The 21,200-nt window shown below is 64.2% G+C and carries 17 protein-coding genes and 1 tRNA gene; all 18 read left to right on the forward strand.

Annotated elements, in window-relative coordinates; genetic code table 11:
- The first annotated feature begins 12 nt into the window (after positions 1-12).
- The 18 genes from ACN9MB_RS07850 to truB all read left to right on the forward strand — a co-directional run bounded on the left by ACN9MB_RS07850 (position 13) and on the right by truB (position 21,072).
- Positions 13-741, forward strand: a complete 729-nt coding sequence (locus tag ACN9MB_RS07850) for an NADH-quinone oxidoreductase subunit C (protein ID WP_426271404.1) — start codon at positions 13-15, stop codon at positions 739-741.
- Between the two features lie 2 nt (positions 742-743).
- Positions 744-1,997: an NADH-quinone oxidoreductase subunit D gene (locus ACN9MB_RS07855; RefSeq protein WP_204634544.1), complete on the forward strand. Its 1,254-nt coding sequence runs from the start codon at positions 744-746 to the stop codon at positions 1,995-1,997.
- Positions 1,998-2,015: 18 nt separating this feature from the next.
- Positions 2,016-2,543, forward strand: a complete 528-nt coding sequence (nuoE, locus tag ACN9MB_RS07860) for an NADH-quinone oxidoreductase subunit NuoE (protein WP_204634545.1) — start codon at positions 2,016-2,018, stop codon at positions 2,541-2,543.
- A 12-nt stretch (positions 2,544-2,555) separates the two neighbouring features.
- Positions 2,556-3,866, forward strand: a complete 1,311-nt coding sequence (gene nuoF / locus ACN9MB_RS07865; RefSeq protein ID WP_204634546.1) for an NADH-quinone oxidoreductase subunit NuoF — start codon at positions 2,556-2,558, stop codon at positions 3,864-3,866.
- Positions 3,863-6,184, forward strand: coding sequence for an NADH-quinone oxidoreductase subunit NuoG (gene nuoG, locus ACN9MB_RS07870; protein ID WP_426271405.1), 2,322 nt, complete (start codon positions 3,863-3,865; stop codon positions 6,182-6,184). Before nuoF ends, nuoG begins: the two co-directional genes overlap by 4 nt.
- A 4-nt stretch (positions 6,185-6,188) precedes the next feature.
- Complete coding sequence (nuoH, locus tag ACN9MB_RS07875; protein WP_204634548.1) at positions 6,189-7,217, forward strand: NADH-quinone oxidoreductase subunit NuoH; 1,029 nt, start codon at positions 6,189-6,191, stop codon at positions 7,215-7,217.
- A gap of 6 nt (positions 7,218-7,223) precedes the next feature.
- Complete coding sequence (gene nuoI, locus ACN9MB_RS07880) at positions 7,224-7,715, forward strand: NADH-quinone oxidoreductase subunit NuoI (protein ID WP_204634549.1); 492 nt, start codon at positions 7,224-7,226, stop codon at positions 7,713-7,715.
- Positions 7,716-7,727: 12 nt separating this feature from the next.
- Positions 7,728-8,381 carry an NADH-quinone oxidoreductase subunit J gene (locus ACN9MB_RS07885; RefSeq protein ID WP_204634550.1) on the forward strand — a complete coding sequence of 218 codons (654 nt, stop codon included), beginning with the start codon at positions 7,728-7,730 and terminating at the stop codon, positions 8,379-8,381.
- On the forward strand, positions 8,378-8,683 hold the full coding sequence (nuoK, locus tag ACN9MB_RS07890; RefSeq protein WP_204634551.1) for an NADH-quinone oxidoreductase subunit NuoK: 306 nt from the start codon (positions 8,378-8,380) through the stop codon (positions 8,681-8,683). Before ACN9MB_RS07885 ends, nuoK begins: the two co-directional genes overlap by 4 nt.
- A gap of 4 nt (positions 8,684-8,687) precedes the next feature.
- Positions 8,688-10,784, forward strand: coding sequence for an NADH-quinone oxidoreductase subunit L (nuoL, locus tag ACN9MB_RS07895; protein WP_426271406.1), 2,097 nt, complete (start codon positions 8,688-8,690; stop codon positions 10,782-10,784).
- 13 nt (positions 10,785-10,797) lie between these two features.
- Positions 10,798-12,306 carry an NADH-quinone oxidoreductase subunit M gene (locus ACN9MB_RS07900; protein WP_426271407.1) on the forward strand — a complete coding sequence of 503 codons (1,509 nt, stop codon included), beginning with the start codon at positions 10,798-10,800 and terminating at the stop codon, positions 12,304-12,306.
- Positions 12,307-12,318: 12 nt separating this feature from the next.
- Entirely contained in the window at positions 12,319-13,758 is a 1,440-nt protein-coding gene (nuoN, locus tag ACN9MB_RS07905; RefSeq protein WP_426271408.1) for an NADH-quinone oxidoreductase subunit NuoN, read from the forward strand.
- Between the two features lie 124 nt (positions 13,759-13,882).
- Positions 13,883-13,959, forward strand: a tRNA-Met gene (locus ACN9MB_RS07910).
- A gap of 222 nt (positions 13,960-14,181) precedes the next feature.
- Complete coding sequence (gene rimP, locus ACN9MB_RS07915; RefSeq protein ID WP_204634555.1) at positions 14,182-14,697, forward strand: ribosome maturation factor RimP; 516 nt, start codon at positions 14,182-14,184, stop codon at positions 14,695-14,697.
- 49 nt (positions 14,698-14,746) lie between these two features.
- Complete coding sequence (gene nusA / locus ACN9MB_RS07920; RefSeq protein ID WP_204634556.1) at positions 14,747-16,252, forward strand: transcription termination factor NusA; 1,506 nt, start codon at positions 14,747-14,749, stop codon at positions 16,250-16,252.
- A 126-nt stretch (positions 16,253-16,378) separates the two neighbouring features.
- Entirely contained in the window at positions 16,379-19,255 is a 2,877-nt protein-coding gene (gene infB / locus ACN9MB_RS07925) for a translation initiation factor IF-2 (protein WP_426271409.1), read from the forward strand.
- A gap of 261 nt (positions 19,256-19,516) precedes the next feature.
- A complete protein-coding gene (gene rbfA / locus ACN9MB_RS07930; protein ID WP_426271410.1) occupies positions 19,517-19,906 on the forward strand; it encodes a 30S ribosome-binding factor RbfA in 390 nt (129 codons plus the stop codon).
- A 227-nt stretch (positions 19,907-20,133) separates the two neighbouring features.
- Positions 20,134-21,072 (forward strand): tRNA pseudouridine(55) synthase TruB, encoded by a 939-nt coding sequence (truB, locus tag ACN9MB_RS07935; protein ID WP_426271411.1) that lies wholly within the window; start codon positions 20,134-20,136, stop codon positions 21,070-21,072.
- Positions 21,073-21,200: the final 128 nt, after the last annotated feature.

The raw sequence follows: 21,200 nt of genomic DNA on the forward strand, positions 1-21,200 counted from the left end.
GCGCAGCAGAGCATGACTGATACCTCTTTCAACTCGCTGGCCGAGCGTCTGGCCGCGCGATTCGGCGAGATGCTGACGATCAGCGTCGTCCGCAACGAAGTCACCGCCGAAGTGGCCGCCGCCGACCTGCTCGCGGTGGCCGCTGCGCTGCGTGACGAAGCACCGTTCCGATTCGGTGTGCCGATCGACATCTGCGGCATCGACTACCTCGGCTACGGCCAGACCGAGTGGGACACCGAAACCGTGTCCGGCACCGGTTTCTCGCGTGGCGTGGAAGGCGAGGCGATGGGTCGCTTCAAGTGGGCCGACCGTCCGCACGCCGATGCCTCGCCGCGTCGCTTCGCTTCGATCGTTCACCTGCTGTCGCTGGAGCACAACCAGCGCCTGCGTCTGCGCGTGTTCTGCGACGACGACACGCTGCCGATCGTGCCTTCGTTGACCGGCATCTGGCCGGGCGTGAACTGGTTCGAGCGCGAAGCGTTCGACTTGTACGGCATCATTTACGACGGTCACCCGGACCTGCGCCGCATCCTCACCGACTACGGCTTCGTGGGTCATCCGTTCCGCAAGGATTTCCCGCTGATCGGCAACGTCGAAGTGCGCTACGACCCCGAGCAGAAGCGCGTGGTGTACGAACCCGTGTCGATCGAGCCGCGCGTGCTGGTGCCGCGCGTCATCCGCGACGACGCCGACCTGCTGCAGGCGAAGGCCGAAGCGGCCGATAACTGGCGGAATAACTGATCATGCAAGAGATCCGCAATTACACGATGAACTTCGGCCCGCAGCATCCCGCTGCGCACGGCGTGCTGCGCCTGGTGCTGGAGATGGACGGCGAGACCATCGTTCGCGCCGATCCGCATATCGGCCTGCTTCATCGCGGTACCGAAAAGCTGGCCGAGTCCAAGCCGTTCAATCAGTCGATCGGCTACATGGACCGTCTCGACTACGTGTCGATGATGTGCAACGAGCACGCTTACGTGCGTTCCATCGAGACCCTGCTGGGGATCGAGGTGCCGGAGCGTGCGCAGTACATCCGCACCATGTTCGACGAGATCACCCGCATCCTCAATCACCTGATGTGGATCGGCTCCAACGCGCTCGACCTGGGCGCGATGGCGGTGTTCCTGTACGCGTTCCGCGAGCGCGAGGAACTGATGGACGTCTATGAGGCGGTGTCGGGCGCGCGCATGCACGCCACGTATTACCGCCCGGGCGGCGTCTACCGTGACCTGCCCGATCACATGTCGCAGTACCGCGAGTCGCCCTGGCACAAGGGCAAGGACCTCAAGCGCCTGAATTCCTGGCGCGAAGGTTCCATGCTCGACTATCTGGAAGCATTCAGCAGCGACTTCCCGACCAAGGTGGACGAGTACGAAGAACTGCTCACCAACAACCGCATCTGGAAGCAGCGCACGGTCGGCATCGGCGTGATTCCGCCGGAAAAGGCCCAGGCCTGGGGCATGACCGGCGTGATGCTGCGCGGCTCGGGCGTCGAGTGGGACCTGCGCAAGAAGCAGCCGTACGCCAAGTACGCCGAGGTGGATTTCGATATCCCGGTGGGCGTGGGCGGCGACTGCTACGACCGTTACCTGGTGCGCGTGGAAGAAATGCGCCAGTCCAACCGCATCATCCAGCAATGCGTGAAATGGCTGAAGGCCAACCCCGGCCCGGTCATCGTGCAGAACTACAAGGTCGCTCCGCCTCATCGCGAAACGATGAAAGAGGACATGGAAGCGCTGATCCACCACTTCAAGCTGTTCACCGAAGGCTACGGCGTGCCGGCAGGCGAGACGTACGCAGCGGTGGAAGCGCCGAAGGGCGAGTTCGGCTGCTACCTGGTCTCCGACGGCGCCAACAAGCCGTTCCGCGTGCACCTGCGCGCACCGGGTTTTGCCCACCTGTCCTCGATGGATGCCATCGTGCGCGGCCACATGCTGGCTGACGTGGTGGCGATGATCGGTACTTATGACCTCGTGTTCGGCGAAGTCGATCGCTGAGCCCACGGGAGCCACTACATGAAAGCCACCGGAAATTACGAGCAGGTCAAGAACGTCGACCCGCTCGTCGTACTCAACGAACACACTCGTCATCACATCGAGGAGTGGGTTGCCCGTTTTCCGCCGGACCGCAAGCGGTCGGCATTGATCCAGGCGCTGTTTGCCGCGCAGGAGCAGAACCAGGGCTTCCTCACCGATGAGCTGATCACCGCCGTTGCCAAGTACCTCGACCTGCCCGCGGTGTGGGCGTACGAGGTGGCCAGCTTCTACTCGATGCTCGAGACGAAGCCGGTGGGCCGCAACAACGTCGCGATCTGCACCAACGTCTCGTGCTGGCTCAATGGCGCGGACGACCTGGTGAAGCATTGCGAGCAGAAACTCGGCATCAAGCTGGGCGAAAGCACCGCCGATGGCCGCGTGTATCTGAAGCGCGAAGAAGAATGCATCGCCGCCTGCGCCAGCGCGCCGGCGATGACCGTCAATGGTCACTACCACGAGCGACTCTCGATCCAGAAGATCGATGAAATCCTCGATGGTTTGAAATAAGGGCTGGGCGCAATGGCTTACGGACCCGCACCCCAAGAACATCAGGTCGTCTACACCACGCTGCATTTCGACAAGCCGTGGGCGATGGACAGCTATACCCAGGTGGGTGGCTATGAAGCGTGGAAGAAGATCCTCGCCGAGAAGCCCGACCCGACCACCCTGATCGACGAGATCAAGAAGAGCAACCTGCGCGGCCGTGGCGGCGCAGGCTTCCCGACCGGCCTGAAGTGGTCCTTCATGCCCAAGGGCACCATGCAGAAGTACATCCTCTGCAACTCCGACGAATCGGAACCGGGCACCTGCAAGGACCGCGACATCCTGCGCTTCAACCCGCATGCGGTGATCGAAGGCATGGCGATCGCGTGCTATTGCACCGGTTCCACCGTGGCCTACAACTACCTGCGTGGCGAGTTCCATCACGAGCCGTTCGAGCATTTCGAAGAGGCGCTGAAGGAAGCGTACGCGGCAGGCCTGCTGGGCAAGAACATCCAGGGCACCGGCCTCGATGTGGACATCTATGGCGCACTCGGCGCCGGTGCCTACATCTGCGGCGAAGAAACCGCGCTGATGGAATCGCTGGAAGGCAAGAAGGGCCAGCCGCGCTTCAAGCCGCCGTTCCCGGCCAACTTCGGCCTGTACGGCAAGCCCAGCACGATCAACAACACCGAAACCTATGCCTCGGTGCCGGCGATCCTGCGCAAGGGTGCCGACTGGTTCCTGGCGCAGAGCAAGACCAAGAACGGCGGTCCGAAGATCTTCTCGGTCTCCGGCTGCGTGCAGAAGGGCGGCAACTTCGAAGTGCCGCTGGGCACGACGTTCGACGAGCTGCTGGAAATGGCCGGCGGCCTGCGTCCGGGCCGTACGCTGAAGGGTGCGATTCCCGGCGGCGTGTCGATGCCGGTGCTGCGTGCCGAGCAGCTGAAGGGCCTGCCGTTCGACTACGACACGCTGCGCGACCTCAAGACGGGTCTCGGCTCGGGCGCCATCGTGGTGCTCGACGACACCGTCTGCACGGTGCGCTTCACCCGCCGCATCTCGCAGTTCTTCCACAAGGAAAGCTGCGGCCAGTGCACGCCGTGCCGCGAAGGCACCGGCTGGATGCACCGCGTGCTGGATCGCATCGTGGAAGGCAAGGGCACGATGGAAGATCTGCATCGCCTGAAGGCCATTGCCGGCCAGATCGAAGGCCACACCATCTGCGCATTCGGCGAAGCCGCGGCGTGGCCGGTGCAGGGCTTCCTGCGCCAGTTCTGGGATGAATTCGAGTACTACATCGTCAATGGCCGCTCCATTGTCGACGACAAGCTTGGAGCCGCCGCATGAGTGCGCAGCCCGCAGCACCCAATCTCGACCTCGTGAACATCGAGGTCGATGGCAAGCCTACGCAGATCCGCAAGGGCGCCATGATCATCGAGGCGGCGGATGCCATCGGCATCAACATTCCTCGTTTCTGCTATCACCGCAAGCTGCCGATCGCCGCCAACTGCCGCATGTGCCTGGTGGAAGTGGAGATGGGCGGCAAGCCCATGCCCAAGCCCCAGCCGGCCTGCGCCACCCCGGTGGCCGAAGGCATGAAGGTCACCACGCGCTCCGACTCCGCCCTGAAGTTCCAGAAGGACGTGATGGAGTTCCTGTTGATCAACCACCCGCTGGATTGCCCGATCTGCGATCAGGGCGGCGAGTGCGAACTGCAGGACGTCGCGCTGGGCTACGGCCGCAGCGTGTCGCGTTACACCGAACGCAAGCGCACCATCGCCGATGAAAACCTCGGCCCCTTGGTCGCCACCGAGATGACCCGCTGCATCCAGTGCACCCGCTGCGTGCGCTTCACCAGCGAAATCGCCGGTACGTACGAGCTCGGCGGCATGAGCCGTGGCGACAACCTGCAGATCGGCACCTACATCGGCAAGACCATCGAGACGGAGCTGTCGGGCAACATCATCGACGTCTGCCCGGTGGGCGCGCTCACCAACAAGCCGTTCCAGTTCCAGGCGCGCGCCTGGGAGCTAATCGCCAAGCCGTCGGTCGCCTATCACGATGCGCTGGGCTCCAACCTGTGGCTGCACACGCGCCGCGGTGAGGTGCTGCGCACGGTGCCGCGCGACAACGAATCGATCAACGAGTGCTGGCTCTCCGACCGCGACCGTTACAGCCATCAGGGCCTGTACGCCGCCGATCGCGTGAGCGCGCCGCAGGTCAAGCGCAATGGCCAGTGGGTCACCACCAGCTGGGACGACGCCCTCGGTGCCGCCGCCGAAGCATTGAAGACCGTGCCGGGCAGCGAGCTGGGTGTGCTGGTTCATCCGGCCACCACCAACGAAGAAGGCGACCTGCTGGTGCGCCTCGCGCGTGGTCTGGGCAGCGCGCATATCGATCACCGCGTGCGCCAGCTGGACTTCGCCGACAACGCGATTGCCACGCCGTTCGCCAAGCCGGTGGCGGAGCTGGACAAGGTCAAGGCCGCGCTGCTGGTCGGCTCGGATCTGCGCCACGAAATGCCGCTCCTCAACCACCGCATCCATCAGGCGGTGAAGAAGGGCGCCAAGGTTTACGCGGTCAATCCGGCCAGCTTCAATTTCAACTATCGCCTCGCCGGCGAAGCCATCGTGGCGCCGCAGGCGCTGGTCGATGCGCTGCTGTCGCTGGCCAAGGGCGTGGTCGAAGCGGGCGCTACCGCACCGGCCGCATTGGCCGATGCGATCCATGCTGCTTCGTGCGACGAGGGCGACAAGGACGCGATTGCCGATCTCAAGAGCGGCAGCGCGGTGGTCATCCTCGGCGAAGCCGCCGTCACCCATCCGCAGGCCTCGTGGCTGCGTGCCGTGGCGCAGTTCATCGCGCAGGCAACGGGTGCGGGTTACAACGAACTGCCGGTCGGTGCGAACGCCGTGGGCCTGGGCCGCGTCGGCGTGCTGCCGGGCAACGGTGGCCTCGATGCGCAGGCGATGCTGGCGCAGCCGCGCAAGGCTTATGTGGTGTACGGCGTCGAAGCGCAGGACGTGGCCAATGGCGCCGCGTTCCTGAAGGCGCTCAAGGGTGCGCAGAAGGTGGTCGCGTTCACCGCTTACGCCAGCGATGCGCTGCGCGAAGCGGCCGATGTGATCCTGCCGATCGCCTTGCTGCCGGAAAACGACGGCACCCTGGTGAACGTCGACGGCCTTTCGCAGGGCGTGTCGGCCGGTGCGAAGGCGCCGGGCGAAGCGCGTCCGGGCTGGAAGGTGCTGCGTGCGCTGGGCGGCGCGATGAAGGTCGCGGGCTTCGAGTTCGACGATCTCGCCGGCCTGCGCGAAGGCATCAACGAGCGTGCGCATCAGCCGCGCGCCGAGCTGGCCTCGCGCGGCGCTGCCGGTGGCATCACGCGTCTGGCCACCTGGCCGATCTACCGCACCGATGCCGTGCTCCGTCGCGCCACCGCGCTCAGCAAGCACCCGCTCAACCGTGCGCCGGCCGTTCGCGTCAATGCGGACGAAGCCAAGCGTCAGGGCCTGGAGCAGGGCAGTGCGGTGCGCGTGGCCGATGCCGTGCTGCCGCTTGTGATCGACGTGACCGTGCCCGATGGCGCGGCCTGGATCGAAGCCGCACACGAAGACACCGTCTCGCTGCCGCCTTACGGCGCAGCCCTCACCCTGAGCAAGGCATAAGCACATGGGCGAACAGATTTTCAACCAGGTGGTGATGCCGGTCATCTACATCCTGTGCATCGTCCTGCCGTTGGTGATCACGGTGGCGCTGTACGTGTGGTGGGAGCGCAAGGTGCTCGGCTGGATGCACGTGCGCATGGGACCCAACAAGATCGGTCCGTTCGGTCTGTTGCAGGCCTTTGCGGACGTCACCAAGCTGCTGATCAAGGAAGTGATTCTTCCCACCAGCGCGAACAAGGCCCTGTATTACATGGCGCCGTTGATCGCCCTGGTGCCGGCTCTCGCGGCCTGGGCAGTGATCCCGTTCAACGACAAAATGGTGCTGGCCAACGTCAATGCCGGTCTGTTGTATCTGCTGGCGATGACCTCCCTAGGCGTGTACGGCATCATCCTGGCCGGTTGGGCCTCCAACTCGCGCTACGCGCTGCTGGGTGCGATGCGTTCGGCCGCGCAGGTGATCTCGTACGAACTGGCCATGGGCCTGTGCCTGGTCTGCGTGCTGGTGCTGGCCGGTTCCCTGAACCTCACTGACATCGTGCATGCGCAGGCCGGCAGCAAGGGCATCTTCGACTGGTTCATGTGGCCGCTGCTGCCGGTGTTCATCATCTACTTCATCTCGGGCGTGGCCGAAACCAACCGCGCACCGTTTGACGTGGCGGAAGGCGAGTCGGAAATCGTCGCCGGCTTCCACGTGGAGTATTCGGGTTCGGCGTTCGCGCTGTTCTTCCTGGCCGAATACGCCAACATGATCCTGATCAGCTTCCTCGCGCCGATCCTGTTCATGGGCGGCTGGCTGTCGCCGCTGCCGGCCTCGTGGGGCTTGCTTGGCCAGGCCAGCATCCTCTGGCTGTTCGTCAAAGTATTCGTGTTCGCCTTCATGTTCCTGTGGTTCCGCGCGAGCTTCCCGCGTTACCGCTATGACCAGATCATGCGTCTGGGCTGGAAGGTGTTCATTCCCATCACCATCGTCTGGGTCCTCGTCGCCGGCTGCATGAAGTTTTTCGGCTGGGTCACGGTCGGCACGGGAGGCTGAAGAAACATGTCCCGCGTAACTCACTATTTCAAAAGCCTGCTGCTGATCGAGCTGCTGAAGGGCTTGGGTCTGACCATGCGTTACATGTTCAGCCCCAAGTACACGATGCGCTATCCGATGGAGCACATCCCCAAGTCCAACCGCTTCCGCGGCCTGCATGCGCTGCGCCGCTATGCCAACGGCGAAGAGCGCTGCATCGCGTGCAAGCTGTGCGAGGCCGTGTGCCCGGCGCTCGCCATCACCATCGACTCCGCTCCGCGCGAGAGCGACGGCCAGCGCCGCACCACGCGTTACGACATCGACCTGTTCAAGTGCATCTTCTGCGGTTTCTGCGAAGAGAGCTGCCCGGTCGACTCGATCGTCGAAACGCACATCCACGAGTACCACTTCGAGCAGCGTGGCGAGAACGTGGTGACCAAGCCGCAGCTGCTCGCCATCGGCGACCGCTTCGAGCAGGACATCGCGGCTGCCCGCGCTCAAGACGCCGCGTATCGCTGAGGACGGGACATCATGATTGATACCAACATGTTCCAACTCGTGTGTTTCTATGCCTTCGCGGCCGTCACCGTGGTGGCGGCGCTAGGTGTGATCACGCTGCGCAACTCGGTGCATGCCGTGCTGTCGCTGGTGCTGACCTTCTTCAGCACCGCCTGCATCTGGCTGCTGGCCGAAGCGGAATTCCTGGCCATTGCCCTGATCGTCGTCTACGTGGGCGCGGTGATGGTGCTGTTCCTGTTCGTGGTGATGATGCTCGACATCAAGCAGGAGCAGGTGCGGGAGGGCTTCATCAAATACCTGCCGGTGGGCATCATCGTGGCCCTGATCATGCTGGGCGAAATGCTTGCGCTGATCGGCGTGCGCGCGATGCACCAGGCGGTGATGGGCGCTGATCCGGCCGCTGCAGCGGGCATGTCCAACACGGCATGGCTGGGCACGGCGCTCTACACCCAGTTCCTGCTGCCGTTCGAAGTCGCTGCGCTGATCCTGACGGTGGGCGTGGTGGCGGCCGTGGTGCTGACCCTGCGCCAACGCACCGGCGTGCGTCACCAGCAGGCTTCGCAACAGGTTCGCGTCAATGCACGTGACCGCGTGCGCGTGGTGAAGATGGCGGCGGAAGTTCCCGCCGCGCCGCAGCCGGCACCGGGCAAGGAGACCACCCCATGATCACGCTTTCGCACTTCATCGTGCTTGGCGCCGTGCTGTTCTGCATCGCGCTGGCCAGTCTCTTCATCAACCGCAAGAACGTCATCGTGTTGCTGATGTCGATCGAGCTGATGCTGCTGGCGGTGAACATCAACTTCGTCGCGTTCTCCCGTTTCCTGGGCGACGTGGCAGGGCAGGTGTTCGTGTTCTTCATCCTCACCGTGGCCGCGGCGGAAACCGCCATCGGCCTGGCGATCCTGGTCCTGCTGATGCGCAATCGCAGCACCATCAACGTCGCCGAAATCGACAGCATGAAGGGCTGACCCGATGGAATTGTCCACTTCCATTCTGCTGACCATCGCCCTGGCACCGCTCGTCGGCTGCCTGCTGGCGGGTTTCCTTGGTCGTTTCCTCGGTCGCGCCGGTTCGCACAGCGTGACCATCCTGGGCGTGGCGATCGCCTGCGGCCTGTCGTTCTACGTGCTCTACCAGCTCACCGCTGGCGGTGCGCCGGTCTACAACCAGAACATCTACACCTGGTTCGAGATCGGCAACTACAGCGCCCACGTCGGCTTCATGATCGATCGCCTGACCGCCATGATGATGGTGGTGGTGACCTTCGTGTCGCTGCTGGTGCACGTCTACACCATCGGCTACATGGCCGACGATCCGGGCTACCAGCGCTTCTTCAGCTACATCTCGCTGTTCACCTTCTCGATGTTGATGCTTGTGATGAGCAACAACTTCATGCAGCTGTTCTTCGGCTGGGAAGCGGTGGGCCTGGTGTCGTACCTGTTGATCGGCTTCTGGTACAAGCGCCCGACGGCGATCTTCGCCAACCTCAAGGCGTTCCTGGTCAACCGCGTGGGCGACTTCGGCTTCCTGCTGGGCATCGCCGGCGTGCTGTATTTCCTGGGCACGCTGGACTACAGCACCGCGTTCGCCGCGGCGCCGACGCTGGTGGGCCGGTCGCTGCAGATCACCCAGAGCACGCATTGGGATGCCGCCACCGTCATCTGCATCTGCCTGTTCATCGGCGCGATGGGCAAGTCGGCCCAGGTGCCGCTGCACGTGTGGCTGCCCGATTCGATGGAAGGCCCCACCCCGATCTCGGCACTGATCCACGCCGCGACCATGGTGACCGCCGGCATCTTCATGGTGGCGCGCATGTCGCCGCTGTTCGAACTGTCGGAGACCGCGCTCAGCTTCGTGATGATCATCGGCGCCACCGGCGCGTTGTTCACCGGCCTGATCGGCATCGTGCAGAACGACATCAAGCGCGTCGTCGCGTACTCCACGCTGTCGCAGCTGGGCTACATGACGGTGGCGCTGGGCGTGTCGGCCTATGCCGGCGCCGTGTTCCACCTGATGACGCATGCCTTCTTCAAGGCGCTGCTGTTCCTCGGTGCGGGCTCGGTGATCATCGCCATGCACCACGAGCAGGACATGCGCTACATGGGCGGCCTGCGCAAGTACATGCCGATCACCTGGATCACCATGTGGATCGGTTCGCTGGCGCTGTGCGGCGTGCCGTTCTTCGCGGGCTTCTACTCGAAGGACGCGATCATCGAAGCGGTGGGAGAGTCCCATCGCGCCGGTGCCACCTACGCCTACTTCTGCGTGATGGCCGGTGCCTTCGTCACGGCGCTGTACACCTTCCGGCAGATGTACCTGACCTTCCACGGCAAGGAGCGTTTCGTGGTGGTGCACGATCATGGCCACGGCCATGCTCACGGCCACGACGACCATGCCCACGACGATCATGCGCATGCCGGGCACGACGAGCACCATCACGTCTCGCACAAGGATGACCACGGCCATCACGAGCCGGGCATCATGCACGAGACGCCGAAGGAGTCGCCGTGGGTGGTGACGCTGCCGCTGATCCTGCTGGCGATCCCGTCGCTGCTGATCGGTTTCTTCACCGTGGGGCCGGCGCTGTTCGGCGACTGGTTCGGTTCGGCCATCCACGTGAACGAGGTGAACAACGTCCTGGGCGAAGTCGGCAAGGAGTTCCACGGCGCGCTGCCGATGGCGCTGCATGGTTTCCTCCAGCTGCCGTTCCTGCTGGTGCTCACCGCGTTCGCGATCCAGACCTACATCTACCTGTTCAACCCGGCGCTGGCCGAGCGCATCAAGAACGCGCTCAAGCCGATCTACAACCTGTTGAACCACAAGTACTGGTTCGACGCGGTGTATTTCATCGTCTTCGCCCGCGGCAGCATGGCCTTGGGCCGTGGCCTGTGGAAGGGCGGCGACGCAGCGATCATCGACGGCGTGATGGTCGATGGTTCGGCGAAACTGGTGGACCGTATCGCCGGTGGCGTGCGTCGCCTGCAGTCCGGTTATCTCTATCACTACGCCTTCGCGATGATCCTTGGCCTAATCCTGCTGCTTGGCGGGTATTGGCTGGTCGGGCAATAAGGGAACCTGCTCCATGTTCAATCATTTGCTCAGCCTGCTGATCTGGCTCCCCGTGGTGGGCGCCATCCCCGTGCTGCTCGCCGGTGCCGGCCGTCCCAACGCCGCGCGCTGGATCGCGCTGGCGGTGGCCGTGCTCACCTTCGTGCTCAGCCTCTACATGCTGCCGCTGTACAACGCGGCGGACGCGACCAAGCAGCTGGCCGAAAGCCATGTATGGATCGCCTCGCTCGGCGTCCACTACAACCTGGCGGTCGACGGCATTTCCATCGCCCTGATCCTGCTCACCTCGTTCGTGGGCATCCTGGTGATCGTGGGCGCGTGGGAGGTCATCCAGACCAACCCGCACCAGTACATGGCTGCCATGCTGGTGCTCGAAGGCTTGATGATCGGCGTGTTCTGCGCCACCGACGCGTTGCTGTTCTACGTGTTCTTCGAAGCCATGCTGATCCCGATGTTCATCCTCATCGGTGTCTGGGGCGGTCCGCGCCGCGTGTATGCGACGCTGAAGTTCTTCATCTACACGTTCTTCGGCTCCATCTTCATGCTGGTGGGCCTGATCTACCTGTACCTGAAGGCTGGTTCGTTCGACCTGGCCACGCTGGCGGCGCTGCCGCTGAGCATGAAGGAACAGACCTGGCTGTTCTTCGCCTTCCTCATCGCGTTTGCGGTGAAGGTGCCGATGGTGCCGGTGCACACCTGGTTGCCGGACGCCCACGTGGAAGCGCCCACCGGCGGTTCGGTGGTGCTGGCCGCGGTGATGCTGAAGATCGGCGGCTACGGTTTCCTGCGCTTCTCGCTGCCGATCACGCCTGACGCTGCCGACGCCTATGCGTGGGTGGTGATCACCCTGAGCCTGATTGCCGTGGTGTACATCGGCTACGTGGCGCTGGTGCAGGAGGACATGAAGAAGCTGGTGGCGTACTCGTCCGTGGCGCACATGGGCTTCGTCACCCTGGGCATCTTCATCGCCTTCATGCTGGTGCGCGGTTCCAACAACTTGGATGCCGCCAAGCTGGGCATGCAGGGCGCGATGGTGCAGATGATTTCGCACGGCTTCATTTCGGGCGCGATGTTCTCGTGCATCGGCGTGCTGTACGACCGTCTGCATACGCGACAGATCAAGGACTACGGCGGCGTCATCAACGTGATGCCGTGGTTCGGTTTCTTCTACGTGTTGTTCGCCATGGCCAACACCGGCATGCCTGGCACCAGCGGTTTCGTGGGCGAGTTCCAGGTCGTGCTGGCTGCATTCCAGGCCAATCCGTGGATCGCGCTGTTCGCCGCCTTCACCCTGATCATCAGCGCGGCCTACACGCTGTTCATGGTCAAGCGCGTGATGTGGGGCGACATCACCAATCCGCATGTGGCCGAGATGAAGGACATCAATGGCCGCGAGTGGTTCGTGCTGACCGCGTTCGCCGCCGCCACGCTGGTGCTGGGTATCTGGCCGCAACCGCTGATCCATTTGATGGATTCGTCGGTGACGCAGCTGGTGACCCAGCTTGCCAACCACAAGATCTAAGCAGGACCGATCATGCCGACTTTCAATGACATTTTGATCCTGTTGCCGGAGTTCTATCTGGTGGCGGCGGCGTGTTTGCTGCTGCTGCTCGATGCCTTCATGAAGCCCGAGCAGCGCCCGCTGCTGCACTGGCTGTCGATCGCCGTGCTGCTGGTGGGCATCTACCTGGTCGTTGTCGGCCAGCCGAGCCAGACGGTCACCGCCTTCAATGGCATGTTCATCCGCGACGGCGTGTCGGAGATCCTCAAGGTCTTCGCGCTGCTGTCCACGGTGCTGGTGTTCTTCTACGCCAAGCCCTACCTGCAGGACCGCAAGCTGTTTATCGGCGAGTTCTACACGCTGACCATTTTCGCGGTGATCGGCATCATGCTGCTGGTTTCGGCCGGCAACCTGATCATGGTGTACCTGGGCCTGGAGCTGCTGACGCTGTCGTCGTATGCGCTGGTCGCGCTCAACCGCGATTCGCGCCTGTCGTCGGAAGCGGCGATCAAGTACTTCGTGCTGGGTGCGCTGGCCTCGGGCATGCTGCTGTACGGGATGTCGATGGTCTACGGCGCCACCGGCACGCTGGACCTGGCGCGCCTGCACATGGCGGCCACGCAGACCGGCATGCCGCACCTGCTGGTGTTCGGCCTGATCTTCATGATCGTGGGCATCGGCTTCAAGCTGGGTGCCGCGCCGTTCCACATGTGGATCCCGGACGTCTACCAGGGCTCGCCGACGGCGGTGACCATCTTCATCGGTTCGGCGCCGAAACTGGCGGCGTTCGGCATGGCCTATCGCCTGCTGGCCTCGGGTCTGGGCGACCTGTCCCAGCATTGGCAGATCATGCTGGCCTGCCTGGCCGTGCTGTCGCTGGCGATCGGTAACCTGGTGGCCATCGTACAGAGCAACCTCAAGCGCCTGCTGGCCTATTCGACCATCTCGCACATGGGTTATCTGCTGGTCGGCCTGGTCAATGCCGGTCCGGAAGGCTATGCCTCCTCGCTGTTCTATGCGATCAGCTACGCGATCACCAGCGCCGCGGCGTTCGGTGTGATCCTGGCGCTGGCGCGTGCCGGTTTCGAGTGCGAAGAGATCGACGATCTGAAGGGCCTCAACCAGCGCTCGCCGTGGGCTGCATTCCTGATGATGCTGGTGATGTTCTCGCTGGCCGGCGTGCCGCCGCTGTTCGGTTTCTTCGGCAAGCTGCTGGTGTTCCAGGCCGCGATCCACGCCGGCTTCCTGTGGCTGGCCATCGTCGGCGCGGTGTTCGCCATCATCGGCCTGTACTACTACCTGCGCGTGGTGAAGGTGATGTACTTCGACAGGCCGGTGGAGGGCACCGAGGTCTACCTGCAGAAGGACGTCTCGGTGCGCCTGGTACTGTCGTTGAACGTGCTGGCGCTGCTGGTCCTGGGCTTCGTCTGGGGTCCGCTGTTCGGTTGGTGCCAGAGCGTTTTCATCGGCTGACGAGCGGTTGATTTCTGCGCGTGACGGCCGCATTTCCGTCACGCTTTCTTTTCAGTCATGTGAAATTAGTTAGCGAAAAGGCTTGCAAGAATTCGGCCATCTCGCTAATCTTTGCGGACTCTGATGCGGGGTGGAGCAGTCTGGCAGCTCGTCGGGCTCATAACCCGAAGGTCGTAGGTTCGAATCCTACCCCCGCTACCAGATCTTTCTTAGAACAAGAAAGCCTCCTCGTGAGGCTTTTTTGTTGGGCGCAAGGAAGCGTCGCACGTGCGTCACAAGCCGCTTAGATGCTGGCTGCGCCCCAGGTGCCCCGAAAGAGTCTGGATGGGTCGGGACATCGGCGAGACGCTCTTTTTGGAGAGCATGGAATGGGCCGCTTGAGCCCATTTTTTGTTTCTGGCGATCGGTAACGGTAAAAAAATCATGGATACGCAGGCACTGGCTCAACGCTTTACCGAAGTTCTGGCCGATCTCGGCCTGGAATGCATCGGCGTGGAGTTCACCCCGTCGCAGGGGCAGAGTACCCTGCGTGTCTTCCTCGACATCGAAGGCCGCGAGATCAACGTCGAGGATTGCGAGGCGGCGAGCCGCGAAATCTCGGCGATGCTCGACGTGGAAGATCCGATCCCGGGTCATTACGTGTTGGAAGTGTCTTCGCCCGGCATCGATCGTCCGCTGTTCAGCGCGGCGCAGTTCGCCAAGGTGGCGGGTACGGAAGTGAAGATTTTGCTCAAGGCGCCCCTGGATGGGCGTCGCCGTTTGCGCGGCAAGGTAGTGTCGGTGGAGGGCGAGCGGATCTCGCTGGAAGCCGAAGGCAAGACCTTCGAGTTCGACCATGACGCCGTGGAAAGCGCGCGTGTGGTGCCCGACTGGGTAGCGCTCGGTTACGTGCCGCAGCCCAAGCCGGGAAAGAGCCCGGGCAAGAAGGCCACGAAGTAAATCCATTTCAAACCGATGGGGCGCCGGCGGCGTCTACGGAGTTGCTGCAATGAGCAAAGAACTTTTGCTGGTGGTTGACGCGGTTGCCAATGAAAAAGGCGTGCCGCGCGAAGTGATTTTCCAGGCGATGGAAGCCGCGCTCGCGTCCGCCGCCAAGAAGCGCTACCCGGATGAGGATCCGGATATCCGCGTGGTCATCGACCGCCACACCGGCGATTACGAGACCTTCCGTCGTTGGGAAATCATCGCCGACGACGGCGAGATGGAATCGCCGTATCACCAGGTGCGCCTGATGGACGCCGTCGACGAGCGCGAAGGCGCCGAAGTGGGCGAGTACATCGAGACGCAGATCGAGAACGCCGAATTCGGCCGCATCGCCGCGCAGGCTGCCAAGCAGGTGATCGTGCAGCGCGTGCGCGAAGCCGAGCGCATGCAGGTGGTCGACGCCTTCCGCGAACGCGTGGGCGAGCTGGTCACCGGCATCGTCAAGCGCGTCGAGCGCGGCAACGTGTACCTGGACCTGGGCAGCAACGCCGAGGCCTTCATTCCGCGCGATCGCACCATTCCGCGCGAATCGGCCCGTGTCGGCGACCGCGTCCGCGGCTACCTCTACGAGGTGCGCTCGGAAGCCCGCGGTCCGCAGCTGTTCGTGTCGCGCGCCGCGCCGGAATTCATGATCGAGCTGTTCAAGCTCGAAGTGCCGGAAGTGGGCCAGGGCCTGGTCGAGATCAAGGGCTGCGCCCGCGATCCGGGCGACCGCGCCAAGATCGCCGTGGTTGCGCACGATACCCGCACCGATCCCATCGGTGCCTGCATCGGCATGCGCGGTTCGCGCGTGCAGGCGGTGTCCAACGAGCTCAACGGTGAGCGCGTCGACATCATCCTGTGGCACGAGAACCAGGCCCAGTACGTCATCAATGCGATGGCGCCGGCCGAAGTGCAGTCGATCATCATGGACGAAGAGAAGCACTCCATGGACATCGCCGTGGCCGAGGACAAGCTGTCCCAGGCGATCGGTCGCGGTGGCCAGAACGTGCGCCTCGCCAGCAAGCTCACCGGCTGGCAGCTCAACGTGATGACGCAGGACCAGGTCGCCGCCAAGAGCGAGGCCGAGCAGGAATCCGCCCGCCAGCTGTTCATGGACAAGCTGGAAGTGGACCAGGAGATCGCCAACATCCTCGTGCAGGAAGGCTTCTCCAGCGTCGAAGAAATCGCCTACGTGCCGAGCGCCGAGCTGCTGGCCGTGGAAGGCTTCGACGAAGACATTGTTGAAGAGCTCCGCGCCCGCGCCCGCGACGCGCTGCTCACCGAAGCACTGGCGGTGGAAGAGGGCATCGACGAGCACCAGCCGTCCGATGAACTGCTGCACCTGCCGGGCATGGACGAGGCCACCGCGTTTGCGCTGGCGTCGCGTGAAGTGGTCTCGGTGGACGATCTGGCCGACCTCGCGGTTGATGACCTGATCGATATCGACGGCATGGACGAGGAACGCGCTGCGGCGCTGATCATGGCAGCGCGTGCGCCGATGATCGCTCGTCTGGAGAAAGGTGGCTAACCGCGGGCGGCAGCGCTCGGGATGAGCGCGCCGAGGAGGGCTGAGATGCCTTCCACCAGGGATGGGTTGGCTGTGCAGGCGAAGCCGCACGGACGTTAAGCGCGGGAACGGCGGAGAAAGAACACGATGTCGGACGTAACGATCAAACAACTTGCCAAGGTACTTGGCATGCCGGTGGACAGGCTGCTTGGGCAGCTGGCCGAAGCTGGCATGAAATTCTCCGATCCGGAGCAGATCATCAGCAGCACCGAGAAGGTGAAGCTGCTGGGCTTTCTGCGCCGTACCCATGGCAAGAGCGAAATCAGCCCCGCCGAGGCGGAGGACAGCTCGCCGCGCCAGATCACCCTCAAGCGCCGCAAGGTCAGCGAGCTGAAGGTCGCCACGCCCGGCGGCCGCGGTGCCGCGGCCAGCGCCAAGACGGTGAACGTCGAAGTGCGCGCCAAGCGGACCTACGTCAAGCGCAGCGTCATCGCCGAAGAGGCGGGCAACGACGTCGAGCGTGAAGACGCGGTGCGCAAGCTGCAGGAATCGCAGACCCAGCGCGACCACGAAGAAACCGAGCGCCTGGAAGCGGATCGCCGCCGCCAGGAAGAAGCTCAGCTGCGTGCCGAAGAGGCCCAGCGCCAGCGCGAGGCGGAAGAAGAACAGCGTCGCCAGCAGGCCGAGGCTGAAGCGGCCGCACGCGCCCAGGAACACCAGGCGCAGCAGGAGGCCGTCGAGGCCCCGGCAGCCGCCGAACCCGCATCGGTCGAGCCGGTGGGTGCCGCCGCTGCCGACAAGCAGGCGCCGGTCGAACAGCCGGTGCAGCGCATCGACCACAGCTCGCTCGGCATGATCGTGCCGACCATCCACGAGCCGCGTCGCCGCGAGAAGAAGGTGGTCGTCGTGGCCGCTCCGGCACCCGCGCCGGCCCCTGCGGCCGCGCCCGCCGCTGCTGCCCCGCGCGCCCCAGGCGCCGCTCGACCCGTCGGCGCCCCCGGCGCTGGCGCTCCGGGTGCCAATGGTGCCGCTGCGGCACCGGCGGGCAGCAACAACAAGACCCGTTATGCCCGCGAGCGCGAGGAAGGCCCCGGTGGCAAGCGCTTCGCGGCTGGTGAGATGCACCTGAGCGACGCCGATCGCGCGCGCCGCTCCAACAACAAGCGTGGCAAGCCGGGCCGTGGCCCGAGCCGCGATTCGTCGCGTTCCAGCTCGCCGGCCTCCAGCGGTCCGCACGGCTTCACCCGTCCCACCGCTGCGGTGGTGCGTGAAGTCGTTATCGGCGACAACAACGTGGTGGCCGATCTCGCCAACAAGATGGCGGTCAAGGGTTCGGAAGTGGTCAAGGCCCTCTTCAAGATGGGCGTGATGGCCACCATCAACCAGACCATCGACCACGACACCGCCGTGCTGGTGGTGGAAGAACTCGGCCACACGCCGGTGGCGGCAAGCGACAACAACGCCGAAGCCGCGCTGGCTGCCCACACGCAGAACGCCGAGCTCGAGGGCGAGAAGAAGCCGCGTCCGCCGGTGGTCACCATCATGGGCCACGTCGACCACGGCAAGACCTCCACGCTCGACTACATCCGTCGCACCAAGGTCGCCTCGGGCGAAGCCGGCGGCATCACCCAGCACATCGGTGCGTACCACGTGGAAACGCCCAAGGGCGTCATCACGTTCCTGGATACGCCAGGCCACGCCGCGTTCACCTCGATGCGTGCCCGCGGTGCCCAGTCCACCGATATCGTGGTGCTGGTGGTCGCGGCCGACGACGGCGTCATGCCGCAGACGGCCGAAGCCGTGCAGCATGCGCGCGCCGCGAAGGTGCCGCTGATCGTGGCGCTCAACAAGATGGACAAGTCCGACGCCAATCCGGACCACGTCAAGCAGGGTCTCGGCAATCTGGAAGTGATTCCGGAAGAGTGGGGCGGCGACACCCCGTTCGTGCCGATCTCGGCCAAGACCGGCATGGGCATCGACGACCTGCTCGACGCCATTTCGGTGCAGGCCGAAGTGATGGAATTGACCGCCGTGGAAGATGGCCCCGCCTCGGGCGTGGTGATCGAATCGAGCCTCGACCGCGGTCGCGGTCCGGTGGCCACGGTGCTGGTGCAGCAGGGCACGCTCAAGCGCGGCGACTTCGTCGTCTGCGGCATCGAGTACGGCCGCATGCGTGCGCTGATCGACGAGAACGGCAAGACCGTGCAGGAAGCCGGTCCGTCGATTCCGGTGCAGGTGCTGGGTCTGTCCGGCGTGCCGGAAGCCGGCGACGACTTCGTGGTGGTGGCGGACGAACGCCTCGCCCGCGAAGTGGCCGCCGAGCGCCAGCTCAAGCGTCGCGAAACGCGCATGGTCAGCAAGGCCAACCGCCTCGAGGACATCATGGCGCAGATGGCCCAGGGTGCCGAGCAGCAGACGCTCAACATCCTGGTCAAGGCCGACGTGCAGGGTTCGGTGCAGGCGCTGCGCGAATCGCTCAGCCAGATCGGCAACGAGAACGTGAAGGTCAACGTGATCGCGGCCGGCGTCGGCGGCATCACCGAGTCCGACGCGACGCTCGCCGCCGCTTCCAAGGCGCTGGTGATCGGCTTCAACGTCCGTGCCGATGCCTCGGCCCGCAAGGTGATCGACACCTCCGGCCTGGATGTCCGCTACTTCTCGATCATCTATGACGTGATCGACCAGGTGAAGCAGGCCGCTTCGGGTCTGCTGGGCAAGGAAGTGCGCGAGGAGATCATCGGCGTGGCGCAGGTCCGCGAGGTCTTCCGCAGCTCCAAGTTCGGCGCGGTGGCCGGTTGCATGGTCATCGAAGGCACGGTCAAGCGCAGCAAGCCGATCCGTGTGTTGCGCGACAACACCGTGGTCTTCCAGGGCGAACTGGAATCGCTGCGCCGCTTCAAGGACCTCGTCGACGAAGTGCGCAACGGCATGGAATGCGGTATCGCCGTGAAGCAGTACAACGACGTCAAGGTCGGCGACCAGATCGAATGCTTCGAGCGTATCGAGGTGGCCCGCACGCTGTAACGGTGGCCGGCCCGTGAATCGGGCCGTCACCCCAGTGGTGGTTTTATCGGCGGGCGGTGTGGACAACCACATCGCTCGCTTTGTTTTTCGGGTCTCGCCATGCCGGCGAGGCAATGCTCTTATTTGAAAAGTGCGGCCATGGATGGGCGCTTCTTGACTCTCGCGTTCATGGATGAGCGCAAAAACCGAACAGTGCGGCCATGGGTGGCCGCTTTTTGATCCTCGCGTTCAAGGATGAACGCAAAAACTTAGGAGTGCGTCATGCCCTCACGCGATTTCAAACGTACCGACCGCGTCGGCGCTGAACTGCGCCGCGAACTGGCCCTGCTGGTCCACGCCGCCGTGCGCGATCACGGGCTGCCGTCCGTCAGCGTGTCCGACGTGGAAGTGACCCGCGATCTGGACTGGGCCACGGTATGGGTGACGGCCTTGCAGCCGGAGCGTTCCACCGAGGCGATGAAGGCGCTCAAGGAGCTGGCGGTGGAGTTCCGCCGCGAGCTTTCGCGTTCGATGCGCCTGCGCCGCGTGCCGGAGCTGCGCTTCAAGTACGACGATTCGGTCGACAAGGGCGAGCGCATCGAGACCTTGTTGCGCCAGGACGCTGCACGCGCGCCGGCAGCGGATGAGAAGGGCGACGACGAGCAGGAATGAACGTTGTTCGAGTCCCGCCTCAACCTCAGCTGCCCCTCACCGTCATTCCGGCGCAGGCCGGAATCCAGTAGCGATGCGCAGGCTTGTCGCCACAGCCTGCACGCTCTGAAGCGTTGCGCAACAGCCCTTTGCCCGGGTTACTGGATTCCGGCCTGCGCCGGAATGACGGTGAGGGTGTAGGGAGCGCATATGCCAGATCTTGAACAGGCTCCATGAACAAAACTCCCATGAAGCGGAAGATTCGTTTTCGCGACCTGCACGGCATCGTGTTGCTGGACAAGCCGCTGGGGTTGAGCTCCAACGCGGCGCTGCAGGCCGTTCGCAAAGGCATTTTCCAGGCGGAGAAGGGCGGCCACACCGGCGCGCTCGACCCGCTCGCCACCGGCCTGCTGCCGCTGTGCTTCGGCGAGGCGACCAAGATCGCCGGCATGCTGCTGGGCTCGCGCAAGGCCTATCTGGCCGAGTGCCGCCTGGGCGCCACCACCTCGACCGCGGATCTCGAGGGCGAGGTCGTGCTGGAGCGGCCGGTACCCCGGCTATCCGACGCCGATATCGAGGCCTCGCTGGCCAAGCTGCGCGGGCGCATCACCCAGGTCCCGCCGATCTATTCGGCCATCAAGATCGATGGCGAACCGCTCTATGTGAAAGCGCGGCGCGGCGAGGCGGTGGATGTGCCGTCGCGCGAGGTGGAGGTCTACCGGCTGGAGGTGGTGTCCCGCACCGACGACACCCTCACGCTCTACGTGGAATGCGGCTCGGGCACCTATGTGCGCAGCCTGGCCGTCGACCTGGGCGAGGACCTGGGCTGCGGCGCGCACCTGACGGCGCTGCGGCGCCTCTGGGTCGAACCGTTCCGCGAGCCCGCCATGGTCACGCTGGAGCAACTGCAGGCGGCGCTGGAGCAGGGCGACGAGGCCTTGCTGCCGTTGCTGCTGCCGGTTTCGGCGGGCCTGGCCGACCTGCCGGCGATCCACCTGACCGCCGAACTCAGCCTGGCCGTCTCACAGGGGCAGCAGATTCTGCTGGATGCGTCGATGACCGGGCGGCTGTCGCTGTTCGCCGACGACGGCCGTCTGCTCGCCCTGGGCGAGGCCGTGGACGGAAAACTGTGCATCGTGCGGGGTTTTAACCTCGCGCCGGATGCCCGGGACAAACGCCCACTATGACGGTCTTGTTGTCACGGGCCTCCGGTCGTTACAATACGGAGCTTGTTTCAGAGTTTTCATTCATCTAGGCGAAGCTTGCGCAACGTCATGGCGTGACGTTGCGCAAGCTTCGCACCCGTTTTTTTAGG

Origin of the sequence: Dyella kyungheensis, from assembly GCF_049913195.1 — a bacterium.
Taxonomy (GTDB): domain Bacteria; phylum Pseudomonadota; class Gammaproteobacteria; order Xanthomonadales; family Rhodanobacteraceae; genus Dyella; species Dyella kyungheensis.